At 67.0% G+C, this 18744-nt stretch carries 24 protein-coding genes; 12 read left to right on the top strand and 12 right to left on the bottom strand.

Going from position 1 to position 18744, the window contains the following annotated elements; genetic code table 11:
* Nucleotides 1–24 precede the first annotated feature (24 nt).
* The 7 genes from ACOGI8_RS02600 (at nt 25) to ACOGI8_RS02570 (ending at nt 5906) form a co-directional block, all read left to right on the top strand.
* The gene (locus tag ACOGI8_RS02600) at nt 25–813 is read left to right on the top strand and encodes a short-chain dehydrogenase/reductase (RefSeq protein ID WP_419855337.1); all 789 of its coding nucleotides are present in this window, start codon (nt 25–27) and stop codon (nt 811–813) included.
* Between the two features lie 78 nt (nt 814–891).
* The gene (locus ACOGI8_RS02595; RefSeq protein ID WP_419855336.1) at nt 892–2310 is read left to right on the top strand and encodes an amidase; all 1419 of its coding nucleotides are present in this window, start codon (nt 892–894) and stop codon (nt 2308–2310) included.
* Between the two features lie 100 nt (nt 2311–2410).
* Nucleotides 2411–2872 (top strand): cupin domain-containing protein, encoded by a 462-nt coding sequence (locus ACOGI8_RS02590; RefSeq protein WP_419855335.1) that lies wholly within the window; start codon nt 2411–2413, stop codon nt 2870–2872.
* A complete protein-coding gene (locus tag ACOGI8_RS02585) occupies nt 2865–3698 on the top strand; it encodes an SDR family NAD(P)-dependent oxidoreductase (protein ID WP_419855334.1) in 834 nt (277 codons plus the stop codon). The genes ACOGI8_RS02590 and ACOGI8_RS02585 overlap by 8 nt, the downstream gene beginning before the upstream one ends.
* Before the next feature lie 269 nt (nt 3699–3967).
* Nucleotides 3968–4717 (top strand): RidA family protein, encoded by a 750-nt coding sequence (locus ACOGI8_RS02580; protein WP_419855333.1) that lies wholly within the window; start codon nt 3968–3970, stop codon nt 4715–4717.
* 90 nt (nt 4718–4807) lie between these two features.
* Nucleotides 4808–5449 carry a TetR/AcrR family transcriptional regulator gene (locus ACOGI8_RS02575; protein WP_419855332.1) on the top strand — a complete coding sequence of 214 codons (642 nt, stop codon included), beginning with the start codon at nt 4808–4810 and terminating at the stop codon, nt 5447–5449.
* An 85-nt stretch (nt 5450–5534) separates the two neighbouring features.
* Nucleotides 5535–5906, top strand: a complete 372-nt coding sequence (locus tag ACOGI8_RS02570) for a DUF2237 family protein (RefSeq protein ID WP_419855331.1) — start codon at nt 5535–5537, stop codon at nt 5904–5906.
* A gap of 37 nt (nt 5907–5943) precedes the next feature.
* Here the strand turns inward: ACOGI8_RS02570 and ACOGI8_RS02565 are convergent, their stop codons facing one another.
* The gene (locus ACOGI8_RS02565) at nt 5944–7299 is read right to left on the bottom strand and encodes a hypothetical protein (protein ID WP_419855330.1); all 1356 of its coding nucleotides are present in this window, start codon (nt 7297–7299) and stop codon (nt 5944–5946) included.
* Between the two features lie 38 nt (nt 7300–7337).
* On the bottom strand, nt 7338–9287 hold the full coding sequence (locus tag ACOGI8_RS02560; RefSeq protein ID WP_419855329.1) for a hypothetical protein: 1950 nt from the start codon (nt 9285–9287) through the stop codon (nt 7338–7340).
* 251 nt (nt 9288–9538) lie between these two features.
* Here ACOGI8_RS02560 and ACOGI8_RS02555 point away from each other — a divergent pair, with 251 nt between their 5' ends.
* A complete protein-coding gene (locus tag ACOGI8_RS02555) occupies nt 9539–9916 on the top strand; it encodes a DUF2784 family protein (RefSeq protein ID WP_419855328.1) in 378 nt (125 codons plus the stop codon).
* 36 nt (nt 9917–9952) lie between these two features.
* Here ACOGI8_RS02555 and ACOGI8_RS02550 read toward each other — a convergent pair whose 3' ends face one another.
* Both ACOGI8_RS02550 and ACOGI8_RS02545 read right to left on the bottom strand, forming a co-directional pair.
* Complete coding sequence (locus tag ACOGI8_RS02550) at nt 9953–10351, bottom strand: PIN domain-containing protein (RefSeq protein WP_419855327.1); 399 nt, start codon at nt 10349–10351, stop codon at nt 9953–9955.
* Nucleotides 10348–10590 (bottom strand): type II toxin-antitoxin system Phd/YefM family antitoxin, encoded by a 243-nt coding sequence (locus tag ACOGI8_RS02545; protein WP_419855326.1) that lies wholly within the window; start codon nt 10588–10590, stop codon nt 10348–10350. Before ACOGI8_RS02545 ends, ACOGI8_RS02550 begins: the two co-directional genes overlap by 4 nt.
* Before the next feature lie 81 nt (nt 10591–10671).
* Between ACOGI8_RS02545 and ACOGI8_RS02540 the strand changes: the two genes are divergently transcribed.
* Entirely contained in the window at nt 10672–11295 is a 624-nt protein-coding gene (locus ACOGI8_RS02540; RefSeq protein WP_419855325.1) for a hypothetical protein, read from the top strand.
* Nucleotides 11296–11352: 57 nt separating this feature from the next.
* On the opposite strand, the gene ACOGI8_RS02535 is transcribed toward ACOGI8_RS02540, so the two are convergent.
* Nucleotides 11353–11802, bottom strand: a complete 450-nt coding sequence (locus ACOGI8_RS02535; RefSeq protein WP_419855324.1) for a PIN domain-containing protein — start codon at nt 11800–11802, stop codon at nt 11353–11355.
* Nucleotides 11786–12139 carry a type II toxin-antitoxin system Phd/YefM family antitoxin gene (locus ACOGI8_RS02530; protein WP_419855323.1) on the bottom strand — a complete coding sequence of 118 codons (354 nt, stop codon included), beginning with the start codon at nt 12137–12139 and terminating at the stop codon, nt 11786–11788. Before ACOGI8_RS02530 ends, ACOGI8_RS02535 begins: the two co-directional genes overlap by 17 nt.
* Nucleotides 12140–12199: 60 nt before the next feature.
* Between ACOGI8_RS02530 and ACOGI8_RS02525 the strand changes: the two genes are divergently transcribed.
* The 3 genes from ACOGI8_RS02525 to ACOGI8_RS02515 are packed head-to-tail and all read left to right on the top strand — an operon-like array spanning nt 12200 to nt 14591.
* The gene (locus tag ACOGI8_RS02525; protein WP_419855322.1) at nt 12200–12604 is read left to right on the top strand and encodes a DUF983 domain-containing protein; all 405 of its coding nucleotides are present in this window, start codon (nt 12200–12202) and stop codon (nt 12602–12604) included.
* Between the two features lie 37 nt (nt 12605–12641).
* Nucleotides 12642–14186: a choline-sulfatase gene (betC, locus tag ACOGI8_RS02520; RefSeq protein WP_419855321.1), complete on the top strand. Its 1545-nt coding sequence runs from the start codon at nt 12642–12644 to the stop codon at nt 14184–14186.
* A gap of 39 nt (nt 14187–14225) precedes the next feature.
* Entirely contained in the window at nt 14226–14591 is a 366-nt protein-coding gene (locus ACOGI8_RS02515) for a hypothetical protein (RefSeq protein WP_419855320.1), read from the top strand.
* Between the two features lie 281 nt (nt 14592–14872).
* Here the strand turns inward: ACOGI8_RS02515 and ACOGI8_RS02510 are convergent, their stop codons facing one another.
* The 6 genes from ACOGI8_RS02510 to ACOGI8_RS02485 all read right to left on the bottom strand — a co-directional run bounded on the left by ACOGI8_RS02510 (nt 14873) and on the right by ACOGI8_RS02485 (nt 18731).
* Nucleotides 14873–15922 (bottom strand): hypothetical protein, encoded by a 1050-nt coding sequence (locus ACOGI8_RS02510; protein WP_419855319.1) that lies wholly within the window; start codon nt 15920–15922, stop codon nt 14873–14875.
* Between the two features lie 164 nt (nt 15923–16086).
* Nucleotides 16087–16362 carry a hypothetical protein gene (locus tag ACOGI8_RS02505; protein WP_419855318.1) on the bottom strand — a complete coding sequence of 92 codons (276 nt, stop codon included), beginning with the start codon at nt 16360–16362 and terminating at the stop codon, nt 16087–16089.
* 443 nt (nt 16363–16805) lie between these two features.
* Nucleotides 16806–17489 (bottom strand): DUF6338 family protein, encoded by a 684-nt coding sequence (locus ACOGI8_RS02500; protein WP_419855317.1) that lies wholly within the window; start codon nt 17487–17489, stop codon nt 16806–16808.
* 79 nt (nt 17490–17568) lie between these two features.
* A complete protein-coding gene (locus ACOGI8_RS02495) occupies nt 17569–17754 on the bottom strand; it encodes a hypothetical protein (protein WP_419855316.1) in 186 nt (61 codons plus the stop codon).
* A gap of 80 nt (nt 17755–17834) precedes the next feature.
* The gene (locus ACOGI8_RS02490; RefSeq protein ID WP_419855315.1) at nt 17835–18305 is read right to left on the bottom strand and encodes a helix-turn-helix domain-containing protein; all 471 of its coding nucleotides are present in this window, start codon (nt 18303–18305) and stop codon (nt 17835–17837) included.
* Between the two features lie 240 nt (nt 18306–18545).
* Nucleotides 18546–18731 carry a hypothetical protein gene (locus ACOGI8_RS02485; protein ID WP_419855314.1) on the bottom strand — a complete coding sequence of 62 codons (186 nt, stop codon included), beginning with the start codon at nt 18729–18731 and terminating at the stop codon, nt 18546–18548.
* Nucleotides 18732–18744 lie beyond the last annotated feature (13 nt).

The raw sequence follows: 18744 nt of genomic DNA, 5'->3' as shown, positions 1-18744 counted from the left end.
GAAGTACGGGGTTACGTTGAGCCGATGGACTTGGGGCTGACGGGCAGGCGCGCCGTGATCACCGGCGCATCGAAGGGCATCGGGCTGGGGTGCGCACTGGCGCTGGCCCGCGAAGGCTGCGATGTTGCATTGGCCGCCCGGTCGGCGGACGTACTGGCGCGGGCTGCTGAAGCGGTGCGGGAGGCGGCGCCCGGTGCGGCCGTGACGACACACGCTGTCGACCTGTCGACGGCCGACGGTCGCCAGACATTGCTTGCCGAGACCGGCTGTGACGGCGGTGGCGCCGGTCTGGCGGACATCTGGGTGAACAATGCCGGGGCGATACCTGCCGGCGACATCGTGACGGTCGACGACGAGACGTGGCGCGACGCCTGGGACCTGAAGGTCTTCGGCTACATCGACCTGTGCCGGGCCGTGCTGCCGCTGATGACAGCCCGGGGCAGCGGAGTCATCGTCAACGTGATCGGCGTGGCGTCGCTGCGGCCGCAGCCGAACTACATCGCGGGCGGAGTGGGCAACAGCGGCCTGGTCGCCATGACCGCTGCGCTCGGCAGCCGCAGCCTGCGTGACGGCGTGCGCGTGGTTGCCGTGAACCCCGGCCTGATCATCACCGACCGGATGGGCGACATGCTCCGACGCCAAGCGATCGACGAGCTCGGCGACGAATCGCGCTGGGAGGAGCTGATTCCCGCCGACCCGGCGCCGGGCACCGTGGAGCAGGTAGCCGACGTAGTGGCCTTCCTCGCATCAGACCGCGCGAGCCATGTCAGCGGAACCTCAATCACCATTGACGGCGGCGCATCGTCCCGCTGAAAGGCTGAGCCAGCGGGGTCTCGGTGGCTCGCTAGTGTCCCGCGGCGAGGGGAACTGACGAGCGCAGCGGAGGCAGCCATGGATGTGCCCGACTTTCGGACGGTGACGGTGGAGGCGCTGGCGGCGATGGTGCGCAACCGGACGCTGACGGCTGCCGCCGTGACCGAGCACGCGCTCGAGCGGATCGAGGTGCTGAACCCGCAGCTCAATGCGTTTGTGGCGCTCGATGCGGAGAGCGCTCGCTCGCAGGCCGCTGCCATCGACGAGCGGCTCGATGCCGGCGACGACGTGGGGCCGCTGGCGGGCATTCCGATCGGGGTCAAGGACCTGGCGGATGCTGCGGGATTCGTCACCACCCGGGGGGCGATGCACTTGCGTGACTCGCCTCCGGTAGCTGCGGATTCCACCGAAGTTGCCCGCATGCGGGCCGCCGGTGCCGTGATTCTGGGCAAGACCAACACGCCTGAGTTCGGCTGCATGGGCGACACCTACAACCCGGTGTTCGGAGCGACATGGAACCCGTGGAACACCGGCCGCTCCCCTGGCGGATCATCCGGCGGCACCAGTGCCGCGATCGCTTCGGGCATGGTGCCGGTGGGCACGGGCTCTGACGGCGGCGGCTCGATTCGCATCCCGTCGTCGATCTGCGGCATGTCGGGCCTCAAGCCCAGCCACGGGCGCGTGCCCAGCGGACCGCCGCCACCGGGGCTGCTGGACCTGTCATGCGTCGGACCGATGGCCCGCCGGATCCGCGATGTGGCGTACTGCCTCGACGCCGTGGTGGGGCCGCATCCGTCCGACCTGCGCAGCCTGCCGGCGCCAACCGAGTCGTGGCGCGCTGCGCTCGACGATCCTCCCCTGCCGGCACGAGTGCTGTGGGTGCCGTCGTTCGACGGCGATGCAGTGGACTCGGAGATCCTGGCGAGCTGCGCCGCTGCAGTCGAGCTGCTGGCGGCCGAAGGCGTCGAGGTAGTCGAGATGGGCACGCTCTTCGACACCGTGTCAGCCGCGTTCGTGCCGCTGTTCCTAGGCGGGCTGATCGCGCCTTCGTACAGGCCGCTGCTCGGCACGCCCGCATGGGATGACGTGACCGACCTGCTGGCCGTGGCTCTTGAGGAATCCTTGGAGAACGTGACCGTGGAGGCGATCTCGTCGGCTCGCCAGCAGGCCACCGAGTTGTCCATGCAGCTCGGCGAGGTCATGTCGGGCTTCGACGTGATGCTGCTGCCGACCATGGCGTCGCAGACCCCCGTAGTGGGCGGCGACGGGCTCATTGACGGCGTCGAGACCGAGAACTGGGTGCGCTTCACACCGCTCGCCAATCTCACCCGGCGGCCGGCGGGAACGGTGTGCAGCGGCTTCACCGGTGACGGCATGCCAATCGGCCTCGGCGTGCTCGGCCACCAAACCGACGACGTGGGCGTGCTGCAAACCGTGGCGGTGCTGGAAGACCTGCTCGACCTCGATCCGATCGCGCCCGACATCGACGCCGGCTGAGGCCGGACCCAGCGCGCCGAAAGAGAGCGTCGAGAGGCACCCTCCGCTGGCGCGTGATCGATCTGGCCTTGGGGTTACGTCAGAGGGTTACGTTGGACCGGTGGATGCCGACGAGGTGATCGAGCTGCTGGGGCTTGAACCGTTGGTTGACGAGGGCGGCCAGTGGGCGCAGATCTGGCGGGACGGGCACTCCTCGGCGATCTACTTCCTGCTGCGACCCGACGACTTCTCGGCGCTGCATCGGCTGGGCGGCGTCGAGCTGTGGCACCACTACTCCGGCGCTGCAGTCGAGATGCTCTTGCTCGAACCGGACGGCGCGGTGCTGCGGCCGCGGCTCGGGGCCGACTTGGCGAACGGTGAGCGGCCGGTGGCAGCCGTCGGGTTGGGCACCTGGATGGCCGCGGGAACATGCGGCGAGTGGTCGCTGGTGGGCACCACCATGGCCCCTCCCTTCGATGAAGCGAGCTTCGAACTCGGCGACCGGGCGGTGTTGTCGGCCGCATACCCCGAGGCCGCGGACGACATCGCCCGCTTCACCCGCGAGGATGCAGCCGATGGCTGAGCAGAACCAGTCGCCGCCGGGTCAGAAGCCGTCGCACGCCAAATCGTCGGCGGCAGACAAATTGCCGCCGCCGGGCGAGCTGATCCGGCTGGACGGCCGGGTCATCGTGGTGACCGGTGCAGGCGGCGGCATCGGCACCGGCATCGCCCGCCGGCTCATCGCTGCGGGTGCAAACGTGGTCGCCCACACCCGCTCGTCGTCAGTCGATCACCTGGCGGGTCTCGATCGAGTGCCCGTCGTCTCCGTGCAGGCCGACCTGGCTGCACCGGATGGTCCCCAGCAAGTGGTCGATGCCGCACTTGAGCACCACGGCCGCTTGGACGGGCTCGTCAACAACGCAGGCATCCAGCCGCTCGTGCACTTCGCCGAGTTGAGCGATGCCGAGTGGGCCGAGATGATCGACGTCAACCTGACCGCGGTGCACCGCCTGACCCACGCCGCAGCGAGCGCGATGCGAGCAGGGGGCACCGGCGGGTCGATCGTCCACATCGCCTCGATCGAAGGGCACCAGCCCACCGACCTGCACGGTCATTACGCAACTGCCAAGGCCGGCCTGCTGATGCACGCCCGGGCAGCCGCCGGCGCATATGGCCCCGACGGGATCCGCGTCAACAGCATCTCGCCCGGCCTCATCGACCGGCCCGGCCTCGCCGACGACTGGCCCGAGGGTGTGGCTCGCTGGCAGGCAGCGGCGCCGCTGGGCCGGCTGGGCACCGCCGCCGACGTCGGCGACGCATGCGTGTTCCTGTGCTCGGACCTCGCGAGATGGATCACCGGCGTGGATCTGGTGGTCGACGGCGGCGTCCTCACCCGGCCCACATGGTGAGCCTGTGCTGTTGGTTGTCACACCCCCTTGGTGCACTGAGGGAAACACCACGTGCACCTCACGGGCACGCTTCACGGAAGCGGAGAAACCACCATGGACACCTCGACTCAGTCTCGGGCCCGGGCCGGCGATTGGCTGCTCGCCATCGCCGTGGCGCTGGCCGGCTGCCTGCTGGTCCTGAGCTGGACAATGGCCAGCGGCTAGCCGAGCCCGCCCGGTCACCGGGAGCGTTCTGCTAAGTAGAGGCCAGCCCCTACAAGGAGAGACGCATGCTCATCGACAATCCCCGAGGCGGCTATGGCTTCCTCACCGGCATCTCGCCCTTCTCCAGCGGGGTCGTGGCATCAGACGGCCACGAGGTGGTTCATGCCACGCTCGGCGCCCACGTCCCGTGGCGTCAGGGGTTCGAGCTGATCGATGCTCACCTGTCCGCCGCCGGGCGGGAGCGCCCGGCCCTGTGCGCGATCGAGCTGCGCTGCCCAGAGCCGTATTCGATGCCCGGTTTCATCGAGTTCAACGCGGGCTACGTCGAGCTCATCCGGTCATGGGACCTCTACGTCGGCGATCACAACCCGCTGGCCCGCACCAACGTGGCCCCCGCGCACGGCCCACCCACCGAGCCGGTGCTGCACGCCTTCTCCTATACCGTCGAGGCCGCAGCCGGCGCGCCCACCACCTTCGTGGTGTCGGGTGCGGGGGAGATCCCCGAAGCGACGCTCGACGACAACGAGATCGTCCGCAAGGGCGAGGCCGGCCCTGAGGCCATGCGAGAGAAGGCCGGCCATGTCGTGGCCACGATGGGGTCGCGGCTGGCGGCCATGGGTGCCGGCTGGAGTCAGGTCACCACCACCGACGTGTACACGGTCTTCATGCATGAAGGCCTGCTCGAGGATGCGGTCATCGGCCAGATGGGAGCAGCCACCCGTCACGGCCTGCGCTGGTACCGGTCGCGCCCGCCCGTCATCGATCTCGACTTCGAGATGGACGTCCGCGGGATCCGGCACGAGATCACAGTGTGAAGGAATCCCCACAAACACTCGAGTTGTCAGGACAAAGCACCTTCGAGATCGCATCGACCAACTAGGTGCGACAGCTACGCTCAGCAGGCAGTGACAGCTGCACAGGATCCCGGGCCTCCGATCCATGAGGAGACCTCCCAGCCCAAGCGGAAGTCCGAACGGGTCACCGAGCAACTCCTGGACGCGGCCACAGCGGTGTTCGGCAAGCGCGGCTTCGAAGCCGCCACGGTGTCGGAGGTTGCCCGCAGATGTGGCATGACGTCCGGCGCGGTCTATGCGCGCTGGCCCAACAAGCGAGAGCTGTTCCTGGCCGCCGTCGAACACATGTCGGCGCAGCGCATGCTGCTGTCAATCAAACAGGCTGAAGCGGCGGCCGGCGAAAAGCTTGGGATGCTCGGCGCAGACCTGCTCACCTCACCACGAGACGAGACGCGCAACCTGTGGATCGAGGCGTGTGTCAGCGCCAGCCGCGACCCATCGGTGCACCCCACGGTCGCCGGGTGCATGGAGCTCGAAGCGGGCGATCTCACTGAGATCGTGGAGGACGGCAAGACATCCGGTGTCATCGACCCGGCGCTGAGCACCGCCGCCATCGTGTTTCTCTGCCAATCGCTCGGCCTCGGCACATACCTGGCGCTGCGGGTTCAGTCCCCCGAGCGGCCCCAGCTGTCCGGCGACGAGTGGTCGGCAGTGGTGGACCGGCTCATCACCGCAGTCGCACCCCGCTCCTGACGCACCGAGTCAACCCATGCCCAAGCAAACGGCGCAGTTGCGCCGTGAGGCTCTGGCGTGGCGGTGACCTGAGAGACTGGGCGGCGTGGCCCGCAACGTTGTCGGAGGCGAACTGCAGCCGTGCTCGTATGACCCGCTGACGGGCTGGTTCCGGGACGGCTGCTGCAATACCGATTCGGGCGATTTCGGCGTGCACACGGTGTGCGCGGTGATGACGGCGGAGTTCCTGGAGTTCTCCAAGGCGGCAGGCAACGACCTGTCGACCCCGCAGCCGATGGTCGGCTTCGACGGCTTGGTTCCCGGCGACCGCTGGTGCCTGTGCGCGTCGCGCTGGACCGAAGCGTTCGAGGCGGGAAGCGCTCCCCCGGTCGTCCTCGAAGCGACCCACGCCCGGACCCTCGAGTGGGCCTCGTTGAGCCAGCTCGAAGCACACCGCTACACCGGCGACCCCACCTGACCCCACGGCGGGAGCGTCACGCCGACTCGCCCAAGTGTCAGGGTGGTGGTTGGAGAGGTGCGGGTGGCATCAGGGCGCCGTTGAGCAAGGCTCGTTCGCCGAGCGGACGCGACAGATCAACCCTGACCGGGGTGGCCGGGGCCCCTTGGCAGGTGGCAACACCCCACACCGGAATCACGGCGAACGCCACCAGCACCTCGTCGTCGGTCTCGATGATCTGCGGCCCTCGCAGCTCGTTGTCGATCTCGCGCCCGTTGGAACAGTCGATGTCCTCTACGAACAGGAAGATGCTGGTGCTGGCGGGCCTGGGCAGCGTGTCGGGATCGAGGTGAACTCTGACGTGGGCGAGTCCCGGCGGGAGCGGGACACGCGATTCGCACGGGCGGCCACCGCCCCCATAACCCGACAGCACCCACCGATCGCCAGCCAGGCGGAACGATGCACGACCGGCGACGACATTGCCCTCGACGATGGCGAACGTGGCGCTGTCTTCATCAATGTGCATGACGGACCAGTCGCCGGCAGGAAGCGGCTCGGGGCTGGGCGCTTCGATCTCCGCCCGCAGAGCCTCCACGGCGGCATGATCGACCTCGTCGACTGAGACCGGGTCGACAAGCCGGGAATAGCGAACGGTGCCGATGCCGCGGCATTCCACCAACGGATCCTCGGCATTGACGAGCGGGATGATGTTGAGCGGCCCGCTGGGCGGATCAGGCGGGTAGAAGACTTCGACGCACACCATCGCTGCAGGCACGAGCTCGACGAGCCAGTCCAACGTGATGTCAGGCGGGTCGACGAAACCGATCTCGACCCGGTTGAGCGACGCCGGGGCGCCGAAACTGCTCAGTCCTTCAAGCTGGGCAACGTTGGCCTGAATCACTGCCCGGACTGCGTCGAGCTCGGCGACGGAATTCTCGGCTCGGACGATGTCGAAGGGTGTGCCTTGCGGCAGCAGGGCAGTCAGCGCTTCGCGGTGGGCCTCAAGGTCATCAGTGAACGCTGCCACGAGCGCCCCGCCGTGTGCCCGCTCGATCCACAGATCAGCGAACGACTCATGCTGGCTGCCGTAGGAACGAATGATGCCGATCAGCCGGTCAGACGGGTTCTGGGTGCCGCTCAAGTTGCCTTCGACCGTGCCCTCGAGCCGAGGAACGTCATCGCACGCGACAAGTTCGCTCGCCAAGAACGCTGCGGTCGATGTCGTCAGAGACGGTTCACGCTGAACAGACGGCGCTTCGGTCGTGGCGGTGGCCGATGCCGTGTCCTGGGCGGTTCCCGTTCCGGCAGTCGAAACCCGCTCTCCTTGGTCAGCCGAGCCACACGACGAGGCAGCGAGGATCGCAACGGCCCCCAGTGTCCACGCACAGGCCCGCAACCGAGATCGTGCCGCCATGTCACCCTGCCCGCTGCGCCGTGCGGCGTCGCGGCGAATCACGGCAGGTCCTCAACCCGCTTGATGTGGACCGTTCCCCAAGTGTGGTCGTAGCTGCACGACGGCGCATCCCGCCCTTTCGCGAATTCGCCTCCGATGGCGCCGACCTGGTCGCCGGTGACGAACGGACCGTTGCCGAACACCCACAACTCTCCCGTCTCGCTGTCGTACCGAGCACCCAATCGGGGCAGATGCAACAGATGCCGCTCGGGGGGCGATGCGGCGCCTGCCTCACGCGGCGACACGACAAGCAGGTACGCGCACGGCGGCTCAAGGGCCAATGTGCCCACTCGCACACTGGCGCCGACCGACATCGGGCCGTACTCATTCTCGTACAGCATCGCCTCGAAGGTCGGCGCAGGCACATAGTTGACAGCCTCGAGCAACTCTTCGGCGCCCAGCTGTGGACCATTCGGATACAAGCCGGTCGCGGACCACACGGAGTCGAAGCTGCACTCAGCCGCGTCATCTTCCGGTGAGCCTCCCCCTCCGCCGGCGCCGACTTGGTCACCAGTGACGAATGGGCCGTCGTCCCACACCCACACTTCACCGGTTTCGGCGTCATAACGAGTGCCCGACCGGGGAAGTCGAATCAAGGAGCGGTCAAGCCAAGGCTCGCCGCTCTCTTGGTAGCCGATGTCCGACACGATGTACACGCACGGCGCCTCAATGACCAGGGTGCCCGAGAACAAGGCATCGTTCGAATCATCCCCTCGCTCGTGACCCCACATCGACACGAACTGGGCCGGTTCGCCGCCGGGTTCCTGCACGCGTGGGGAGTGCGGGTCCTCCCACGGAGTGATCGCTTTGGGCGAAAGGTAAGTGCCGTCGCGCAAGGCACGGGTGCCAAGAGGTTCAGACAGCATGAGTCGCACCGGCGCGATCCATGGGAACCCTCCTACCGCAGCGCAGTCGTCCGTGACCGAAGCGCCCACGGCAGCGAACGCCACCAGCACTTCGTCGTCGGTCTCGACGATCTGCGGACCCCGCAGCACGTCGCCCGTGTCACGCCCCTTCACGCAGCCGCTGATCCTGACCTGCAAGTCGACCGCTGCATCGGCCGGCGCCGCTTCAGCGTCGCGGTAGACGCCGACATAACCGAGGCCGGGGGGAAGCGCTACACGAACGTCACAGGAGTAGGCATCGCTGCTCCAGCCGCCGATGCGCCATCGACCTCTGCCATAGATGACGGTCACGTCTTTGATTCCCTCGTCGCTGAACGCGGCGAAGCTCACGGAATCCTCGTCGATGTCCATGACGTGGAATTCGCCAGCGGGAAGAAGCCCACCGGGAGGCGAGTCGAGGGCGGCACGCAGCCGCTCGGCGGCGGGATGGTCGACATCGTCGATGTGGGGCGGGTTCAGAAACCTCGAGTAGGGCATCGGCCCGTAGCGCCCGCAGATCACCATGGGATCGTCGGCGGCCAGATCCGGAATGGCCTCCAACGGCCCACTCGGCGGCTCGGGGCCGATGTAGACGTTGGCGCACACCATGTCGACGGGCACGAGCTGCGCTATCTCGTCCAACGCCCCTGCGGGCGGGTCGTTGAAGTGCAGCGTCACCCGATTGCGAGTCGTGTTCAGGCCGACGCCGGTCAAGCCATAGACCGCCCCCGCATAGCTGGCGACCCCGTGGTGCAGGGCAAGCAATTCCCGTTCGGAATGGTCAACCTGCACGACGTCGAACGCCACTCTCGACGGCACCAATGCTGCGATCGCCGTCCGATGGGCTTCGATGTCGTCGGTGAACGCGACGACGATGGCACCACCCATCAGCCGGCCAGTCCAGTAACCGCCGAAAGTGCCTGGATGTTGCTGGCCGTACCGGAGGATGGCTGTCTTGTGGCGGAGTGCGGGATCTTCGACCTGGTCGAGAACGCGCTCAAGATTGCCCATCACGCTCGACTCGAACTCAGGAATGTCCTCGCAGAATTCGAACCCAGGTGTCACAGCACGTTGCGTGGTTGCCGGAGCGGGTTCCTCCTCGGAATTCGCCTCCTCGGCAGCCGAAGTGCACGCTGCTACAGCGAGGAGCGCAACGGCTCCCAGTGCCCTCGCATGCGCTCGCAGGCGCAGCCGCGTCCCCATGTCGCAGGCGTACTACGCCCCGGGGCTCTCAGCCAGTCGCGCTGCTCGATTGACATCCAGCTGCCGCCGATCTGACACGCCTTGGCCGGGATCGGCTGGCGTAGCGTGGCGGTGTGGTCGCATGGTTGCTGGCGGCCGCTGTGGCACTTGCCCACGGGCTGCTGGCCGTTTTCATCGTGGTCGGCTCACCGCTGGCTGCACGCAGTCCCCGGTTGATGCGCTGGTACCTGGCTGCGCTGGCGCCGATCGCTGCGATCAACCTGCCCGGGTTGCCGTGCCCGCTGACCGTCTGGGAGAAGGATCTTTGGCGTCTCGCCGGTCACACGCCGTACCGGGGTGGCTTCGTCTCCCAGTACTTCGTTGAGCCGTTCTACGCCCCCGGCTTGGACGCTCGCGGCGAGACGGTTCTGCTGGTGGCGGTGACGGTCTGGTGCGGGGCGTGGCTGCTGTACGCCGCCGCATCACGCCTGCGCCTGCGCGCCGCACGCTGAACTCGGCACGGCTTCGCCTGCATCTGAGTCCACCCGTCAGCGGTACGTGGCGATAGAGACGCCGGGGAGCCCGTCGAAACCGGTCGGGTCGGCGGTGATGACCGTGCGGTTCGTGGCTCGTGCCGTGGCCGCAATGATGAGGTCGTGAGCGCCGCGTGGCCGGCCCGCTCGATGGGTCTCGGCCAGCAGCTCGGCATGCGCCGCAGCCACCTCGGTGCCGTAGGGCAGGACCGGGATGGCGTCGACCACGGCGTCGGCGAATGCCTGGCGATGGGCGCGATGTCGCTGCGTGGCGAGATGGACGCCGACGAGGAGTTCGGCAACGGTGATGGCAGCGATGGCTACGGAGTCGTCGTCACCGATGAGCCGGTCAAGCTGTTCTTGGTCGCGTTCGGCGTCGATGAGGACGGTCGTGTCGAGCAGCAGTGCTGTCATGTTCGAGTGTCGAGTTCAAGCAGTCGGCGAGTCTCGGCGAGCTGGCCGGCCCATTCTGTATCGGGGCTCGTCTCGGCAAGAAGCTGTTTTGCCCTGCGGCCTTCGCCGCTCGCCAACGGCTCGATGCGAGCGATCGCCCTGCCGCGCCGCACGACCGTGAACCGCTCCCCACGGTGCTCAACTGCGTCAAGCACATCTGCAAACTCCCGTGCAGCCTCAGTAGCGCTGATCTCTGTCACAAAATCAGATTATCTGATATCACTGGCCGCAGCGACTAGGAGCACCTGAGGGCTGACGACCTCGCTCCTACGCTTGTCGAGGTGACAGTGCTCAGATGGTCCGATGCACTGCCGCTGAGGCTGGTGCGGATCGTAGGTGTTGCGGTGATTGTCGGGGTCGCCTTCGCTTGCACTGGGAGCACTGCCGACAATCAGACGGTCGAAGATCGACCGGGGCATCGAGTTGTCGAGTGCGTGCACGTCATCGACGTGGTCCCCGATCCCGGTCGTGGCTACACGGCATATGGCGCTAACGGCGGGTTCATCGCGCTGCCATCGGGACAGCTGCAGCTCGGGCGATTCGGCCCGGAGGGCTCGAGTTACGAGGACTACCGGTTCGCAAAGTTCGGGCTGCTCGTGCGCCGTTCCCAGCAGGCATCGCTTGAGATTGTGAAAGCTCCGGGCGACGCGTTCCTCGAACATGGGCAAGTCGGCTTCGCGTCTGCCGATGCGCTGACAGCCGGCCCCTGCGACTCAGACGGTCCCGCATGCGACGTCGACTCGGCCGAATACGTAGGCGGCTGGCCGTGCGGGGCCGATCGCGGCGAGTGGATCGTCTGGGCAGGCGGCATCTGGGTGAACGAACCTGGCTGCGTCGAAGTGCTCGTCTCGTCCGGCGAAGAAGAGATTCCCGTACAGCTCGCAGTCGGCACTTCCTGCCCTTGACCCCAACACGATGATGCTCGCGGCCGGTCGCCACAGCTCCAAACGAGGGTCAGGGCGCTAGGTCTTGTCGGCTGGATCTGCTCGTTGCAGCCAGAGGTCGAGTGTGGCTGTCGTCCACGTCGGCACGCCCGTGCCCAGAAAGTCGTTGTCGTTGGTCCACACACCGTCGCCGAGCGACAGCGCGCACGCCACGACAGGCCAATCGTCGGGGTCGCGCAACGAACGAGCCCGCGCCTCGTCTTCCCTCGCCAGGTAGATCGGCTCGGCAACGATGTCAACGTTTCCCATGACCGCCTCTAGGCACGCCGTCACCAAGTCACGCTGGGTCGGCAGCGCGAGCCCGTGCTGCTCGCCGAATCGCTCTATCCGGGCAGGAAGCATCCACTGCGTCTCCTGCCACATTCGTTCAGGGAGAAACAGATTGAGTCGGTTGTCGCGCAGGCGTTCCCGTCCGGCCTCCCGCACCAGCTCGCCGACGAGAACGCTGGTGTCAACGACGAGCCTCATCGGGCTCGGTTACCCAGCGTGCGGTGGAATAGGCGACCCCCTCTGACGGGCCGCCGCTCACTCGAGCGGTCTGCAGCTGAATTCTCCAATCGCGGCCGTCGTCGGCACCGACGATCTCGGACACCAACTCGTCCTCGCTCAGACCCCGCTCTTCGAGCACTTCGGTGACGAGAACGTCCAGGCGCTCGAGTGCTTGTGCCCCAGCGCGCCGGTCCTTGGCGACGATCGGCACGAAGAAACCGACCGGCTCGCCGTGTTTCTCGATGACGAGCGTCTCGCCGGAGCCGATCAGCTTCGTCGCATGGTCACGGAACTCCCGCACCCCGACTGACCTCATCTGAGCTGCCTCCCGCGCCGGTGGATCGATTTGTGACCACAAGCGTAGCCACACCGCTTCGTGCCCGGACGACCGCCGCACGACGGGCAGACTGCGGGGGTGCGCGTTTTGTGGCGCGGATTGACGTTGGCTTGCCCGTCGTGCGGCGGTCGCGGCCTGTTTCGACGCTGGGGACTCTTCGCCATACGCGAGCGGTGCCCCCACTGCCGCCTCAAGTTCGAGCGCATGGAAGGTCACTGGCTGGGCGCAGTGGCCGTGAACACGGTGGTGTCGGCAACCGCCGTGATCCTGACCGTCGTGGTGGCCATGCTCGTCTGGGGCACAGACGTCAGCCGCGGCTTGCTGCTGGCAATCGCGGCACCCGTCGGGGTCATCTTGCCAGTGCTGTTCGACCCGGTGTCGCGCACGCTGTGGACGGCAATCGACGCACTCGTCAGGCCCCCGACCCCGGCCGACTTCGACTGATCCAACCGGTGCCGAGGCTGGGTGTAGGTTCCGCTCGGTGACGCGCTCGGGACGACGCCCGAACATCCTCGTCGTGATGGCGGATCAGCTGGCGCCCCACTTCACCGGTGCGTACGGCCATCCGGTGGTGCAGACCCCGGCGCTGGATGCCCTCGTCGAGCGCGGCGTGCGCTTCGATGCGGCGTACTGCAACTTCCCGCTGTGCGCCCCGTCACGGTTCTCGATGCTGTCGGGCCAGCTGCCGGCGTCGATCGGGGCGTGGGACAACGGCGCCGAGTTCGCTGCGTCGGTGCCCACGCTGATGCACTACCTGCGACTGCTGGGCTACCGCACGACGCTGTCGGGAAAGATGCACTTCATCGGCCCCGACCAGCTCCATGGCTTCGAGCAGCGCCTCACCACCGACATCTACCCCTCGGGCTTTGCGCTCACGCCCGACTGGGATGCGGCGTCGGGGCCGCCGAGCGACTGGTACACCATGGCCAGCCTGTCCGAAGCGGGCCCGGTGGTGACCAACTACCAGCACGATTTCGACGAGGAGGTCGGGTTCGCTGCGGTGCGGCACCTGTATGACCTGGTCCGCGCCCCAGACGAGCGGCCGTTCTTCGTGGTGGCCTCGTTCACCCATCCCCACGATCCCTACGAGGCCCGGCCGCAGTGGTGGGACCTGTACGACCACGACAGCATCGACCTGCCCGACCCGATCGCCCCCGACGCCGTCGATCCGCACACCCGCCGGCTGCGCCAGGGCATCGGGGCCGACGGCGTCGGCTTCACCGAGGAGCAGTGCCGCAACGCCCGCCACGGCTACTACGCAAACACCAGCTACTTCGACTCGTGGGTGGGGCGCCTGGTGGAGGTGCTGGACGAGACGGGCCGCACCGACGACACCGTCGTGATCGCCATCAGCGACCACGGCGACATGCTGGGCGACCGCGGCACGTTCTTCAAGATGTGCTTCTTCGAGCGGGCGGCGCGGGTGCCGTTCGTGATGGCCGGGCCGGGCGTGGCCAACCGTGCCGTTCCCGATGTGTGCTCGCTGGTCGACCTGCTGCCGACGCTGCTCGACATTGCGACCGACGGGGGCAGTGACGGTTGGCCTGAGATGAGCGCAGCGCCCGCGGGGCGGAGCCTGTGGGAGCTGGCGTCGGGCGACGGCGGCAGCGACGGCGAGGACGGTGGCGAGGCGATCGGCGAGTACACGGCGGTGCTGACCACACAGCCGATGTTCATGATCCGCCGGGGGCGCCACAAGTGGATCCACTGCGAGGGCGACCCGGCCCTGCTGTACGACCTGGTCGACGATCCGCTCGAGCGCAACAACCTGGCGGCTGACCCTGCCCACGCCGATCTGGTCGCTGCGTTCGCCGCGGAGACCGTCGAACGCTGGGACGGCGCCGCGCTGCGCGACCAGGTCCTGGCGTCGCAGCGCTCCCGGCGGGTGGTGAGCGCCGCGGCACACGCCGCCGGCATCGACTGGTGGGACTACAGCCCGCAGCGAAACGCCACCGGCGAGTACGTCCGCGACGGCATGAACTGGCTGAACACCAGCCGCGGCAGCCGCATCCCCACCCCACCCTGAGCGGCGGCATCTGTCGGCGTGAGCAGTACGTTGAAAGGCATGGCAGCCACGAAGAGCCGGCTCACTGTCACCGTCGACGCCGACATCGCCGACCAAGTGAAAGCGGTGGTCGCCCAAGGCGGCGCAGCGAGCGTGTCGGCCTACGTCGAACATGCCGTGAAGTGCCAGCTCGCGGCCGATGCCGACTTCGACGTACTGCTGGCCACGATGCTCGACGAAACCGGCGGGCCGCTCACACCCGACGAACGCGCTGCCGCCGGTCGTCTGCTGCCAGCCGAGGCTGCTGCTCTCAGCGCTGACCTCGCTGCGAGCGCCGCTCGCAACCCAGACCTTTCCGAGGACGAAGCACTCGACATCGCCGTCGAGGAAGTACGAGAAGTGCGCAGAGCTCGCCGAGCACCCTGAGCGTATGACGCCCGCCGAGGAATACGAGTTCTACAGCCGGCCAGAAAATCTGCGTCCCCAAGGACCAGCACAACGACGCTCAGCGAGGCCGTCCGACACAGCCACCCGTGGTCCTTCATCGAGGCCCGAGCCGGGAGCGAACACCGCTACACAGTCGTGATCGCACCGCGGTGCCCACGAGGCCGAAACCGCCTCAGCGCAACATCTGCTGGATGAGGGCTTGAATCCTTGTCTCCCGGCGTGTGGCTTCGACATCGGAGAGGGATTGCGCGCTGACGATCTCACCTATCGCATCGCCGCCTCGGGCGAACTGCGTCTCCAGGACTCCCCTGACCCGCTCCCAGCAGCCATTCGCGAACCTTCTCCGCCGCCTCGTGTCGATCGGCCCCGCCGAGTCGCTGGAGGTCCACGATCACCTGCGTCGGGTGGGCGAGCGCCGCATCTTCTTCGTGGCGGATGCGCAGAATCGACTGGTCTGCGGGGACGATCAACTCGACGTTCGCGTCGTCGGGGCCTTGAGCGGGAGTCAACTCAAGTTGGGTCGCAAGTCGATGATCGTTCGTGTACACCGTCGTATGCGTGGGCACGCGCCACGGGACGAGACGGTCAGCTGCGACGTCACCGGAGATGACGGTGTCTGCGTGCAGCGACTCTCCGACGGCCGCGATCTGCTCGCATGCCTGGTTGGGGGAATCCAGGGAGTAGAACCAGCTGGCGATCCCCCGCGCATCGGCGTAGCTGTTCAGGAAGGCATCGAGCAGTACCGGACGGTCCGCGGCCCAGGTTGATCGTCCCCGACGCTCGACGAGCCCAGCGGTCGACAGCGCCGTCAACACTTGTGAGACCCGAGGCTGGCTGACACCAGCGCGTTCGGCGAGTTCGGCCTCGCCTTCCATGACGCCGTCCGAGATCAGCGAGCGCATGATCGACCACGATCCGGATCCTCTGGGCAGGCCACGCGGGGTCCTGCTCACGGGCCGACTTGGCACGCGGCAACTGATGCGTATGCCGCTTGCGCGGACATCGGCGTTGCCCTGGCTGTCGACCCACGACCACTGGGCTTCCGTGAGCGCCCTTCCTGCTGCCTCGGAAATGAGCGGGGCCACGAGCAATGGCACACCTACGGTTACAAGGCGATTGCGCAATGGCTCCAGGCGCGGAATCTCGCCGGGATACGGAGCACGACTCTTCACTTGGACAGCAAATCGAACGAGCTTGTCGTCGACCTCGGCGTCGAGCAGCGCATCTGCAAGCTGGTCGGCAGGCAGGTCTGAACTCACCATCGCCTCGATGGCAACGCTGTCAAACAGCCGCTTGACATTCATAAGCACGAGCGAATTATAAGCACTGTGCTTATTCGACCCAAATGCTCATTTACAAGCCGGGAGGCCCACCAACGGCATGCGGAAGTGCACACCCCGGAAACAACATTCTTCGACCTGTCGGACTGTGGATTCTGAGGCCCTCGCCGAGCGCATGACGCCGGCGTCGAGGATTACCGTCGGCTGAAATGGCGCTCGCGCATCGCAGCCACCCCGTCGGGGTCTGGCGGCCCCGACTCGGCTACCCACTCGGCCATGAAGTCCGCCAAGGCACGTCGACGGCGATGCTCTTCGGCGAGCATCACCAGTCCTTGCTTGATCGCTGCTGAGCGACCGCCGAATTTGGACGCGAGCTCGTCGAGCAGCTCCCGATCCGCAGCGATCTCTTTGTCAGCCCAGGCCCGTTCCTCGGCGCTGAGCTCGCCGTGCTCCCAGCCGCTCCCAGACATGCGCGAGTTCGCACCGAGCAGGCCCGTTCCTCGGCGCTGAGCTCGCCGTGCTCCTGCTCCCACTCGCGCACCGCAGCAAGCCCGTCCTCAATACGGATCGCCCGCTCCGCAGCCGCATTGAGCCATGCAGACAGGCTGACCCCGTGCGACGCAGCGGCGCTGGCCGCACGTTCGGCAACCGACTCGTCCAAAGAGATCGACAGCTTGTTCACCGCCACGAACCCAACGGTAGCCCTGCGCTTCGATCCAAGTGATTTCGGTGTGACGCCAGGTCGGGACCATCGGCGAAGCCCGAGCCGCGATGGAAGCTCTAGCTGCGGCTCTCTTTCATGAGCTCCTCGGTTGTCTTGCGACGGAACAGGTCCTTGGGAACATCTGCCGGGGTCACGCCAGGCCGTGGGTAGTAGCCGCCGACGTAGTCCGGGCGCGGATCCCGGGGCCGCTTACGCTTGGAGCGGCGCTTCTTCGCCATCAGCATTCTCCGTTCCCAGTTCACGTGTCTGCCGAAACTCTAACGACTCGATATCGGCCCACTTGAGCAGAATTCCGCCGCCCGTCCACACGTGGCCGCCATCGAGGCTGACCGGATCGCCGGTGTCCTGATCGAACTCGGCGGCATGCGCTATGTAGATGTCTTGGACCGGACCGTCCGCCCCCACGTACGACCTGACCGAGTCAGCATCTGCATACAGGCCGCCTACCCACCGACCCGACCGCAGTCGACAGCTCACGAACCCAGACTCTCTGGTGTCAAACAGCAGATCCCAGGCAGACGGCGCGCGGATCGGGCCGAGCAGCCGTGACATCGGCGATCCCGAGCGGCGCACCAGCAGGCCTAGCGCCCACCCTCCCGACGCAGGCAGCACCAGGTAGAGACCAGGCACGAGATACAGCCACCACGGCAACGCCTCGCGTTCGGCGAAATCACGCCCGTAGGTAGCCATCAGCCAGTACAACGGCCCCGCCCCCAACGCGAGGCATACCGCCGACAAGCCGGCCAACCGCAGCAGCCAGTCCTTCAGACGCCGGCCGTAGCGCTGCACATGCCGCTCGAATCCCCAGGCTGCGAACGCGCCCGGAAGCAGCAGCACCAGCACCAGCAGTGCGGCCTCGTAGCCGGACGTCACCGAGCTGCCCTCAACCGCTGCGGCAACACGCCTGGCACCGTCGTTGCATCATGGCGCCACAGTAGGAGTGATACCTGCGTTAGTTCCAGTGATTTTCGTGCCTCTTGCGCACCACCGCCCGCCCGCCGGCGAACACCGTGTTGCGCGCAGCGCCGTCAGAGCGGCCCGAACTGTTGACGTATCGCGGCCACGGTGCGAGGAAGTCCCACGTCTCGCAGCCGTTCGAGGAGTTCTTCGAAGGTCGTCTCAGGCCTTGTGAGCGCATGGGCCTGATCCTTGATGATGCAGATGACGCGGGGAAGTGACGCAGGTTGGCGTCGTACAAGGCGACGAACGCCATGGCCGTTAGTAGCTCAGCGCGATCTCTTGAGCCTCACGAGTGAGCTCATCAGCGATCTCTCGCCGCATCGCCTCATCGCGGCGCTTGTACTCGACCAGGTCGACCAGCAGCACCTTGCGCCGGTTGCCGACGCGCCGGTACGGGATCGCCCGCTCATCGAGCAGCTTGACGAGGTACGGCCGACTCACATTCAAAAGGTCCGCTGCCTGCTGTGTGGTGAGCTCAGCGTGCACCGCAGCGACCGTGACCGCGTTTCCATTCGCCAGCTCAGCGAGCACGTCGACAAAGAACCGGAACGCGACCGAGGGAACGACAATCTGAGTCGCTCCGTCAGGATCCTCGCTCACGAGTTGCACATGCGTGGTCGGCGTCGGGTGCGCCCGCAGAAACTCCGTCAGCTGCTTAACAGCGTCAGCAGCCTGCGCGGCTCCGTGCTCGTCGAGCAGTTCGAGCTCCCTGACTGATCCCTGTGCCATCGGTGCGCCTCCCTCGGGCCGCCGGCGCCTTTCGGGCAGCGTAGCAGGGCATCACTATGTTCGCAATATTCGAAAGGGTCGAATCCCAAGCGCTATTCGCAATCTTCGAACGCCACACGTGCGAGCTCGCCTGCGCCCAGCCGCCAGCAATCGGCACGGCGGTAGCGTGTTTGCGAACACCCCGGAACCGTCCCTGCTTCGGCAAACGGCCGGGGTTAAGTCTTTCCGAGGACGCGGCAATCACTCACCGCCCGAAAGTGACTCGGCACTGGCACCAGCTACGGCGTGGGCGATGAGCGGGCGGAGCTGTTCGGCGGCGCGGTGCTGGCTGTCGAGCGTGGCCAGGATCCCCTCGCGCTCCATCTGCACGAACGCCGGGACCCCCGCAGCGATCTTGCGCACCACCGCCCGCCCGCCGGCGAACACCGTGTTGCGCGCA

The sequence above is a fragment of the Candidatus Poriferisodalis sp. genome, assembly GCF_965204195.1.
Lineage (GTDB): Bacteria > Actinomycetota > Acidimicrobiia > Acidimicrobiales > Poriferisodalaceae > Poriferisodalis.
Note: the sequence above shows the minus strand (reverse complement) of the source record. Positions and strands in the feature narration are given on the sequence as shown.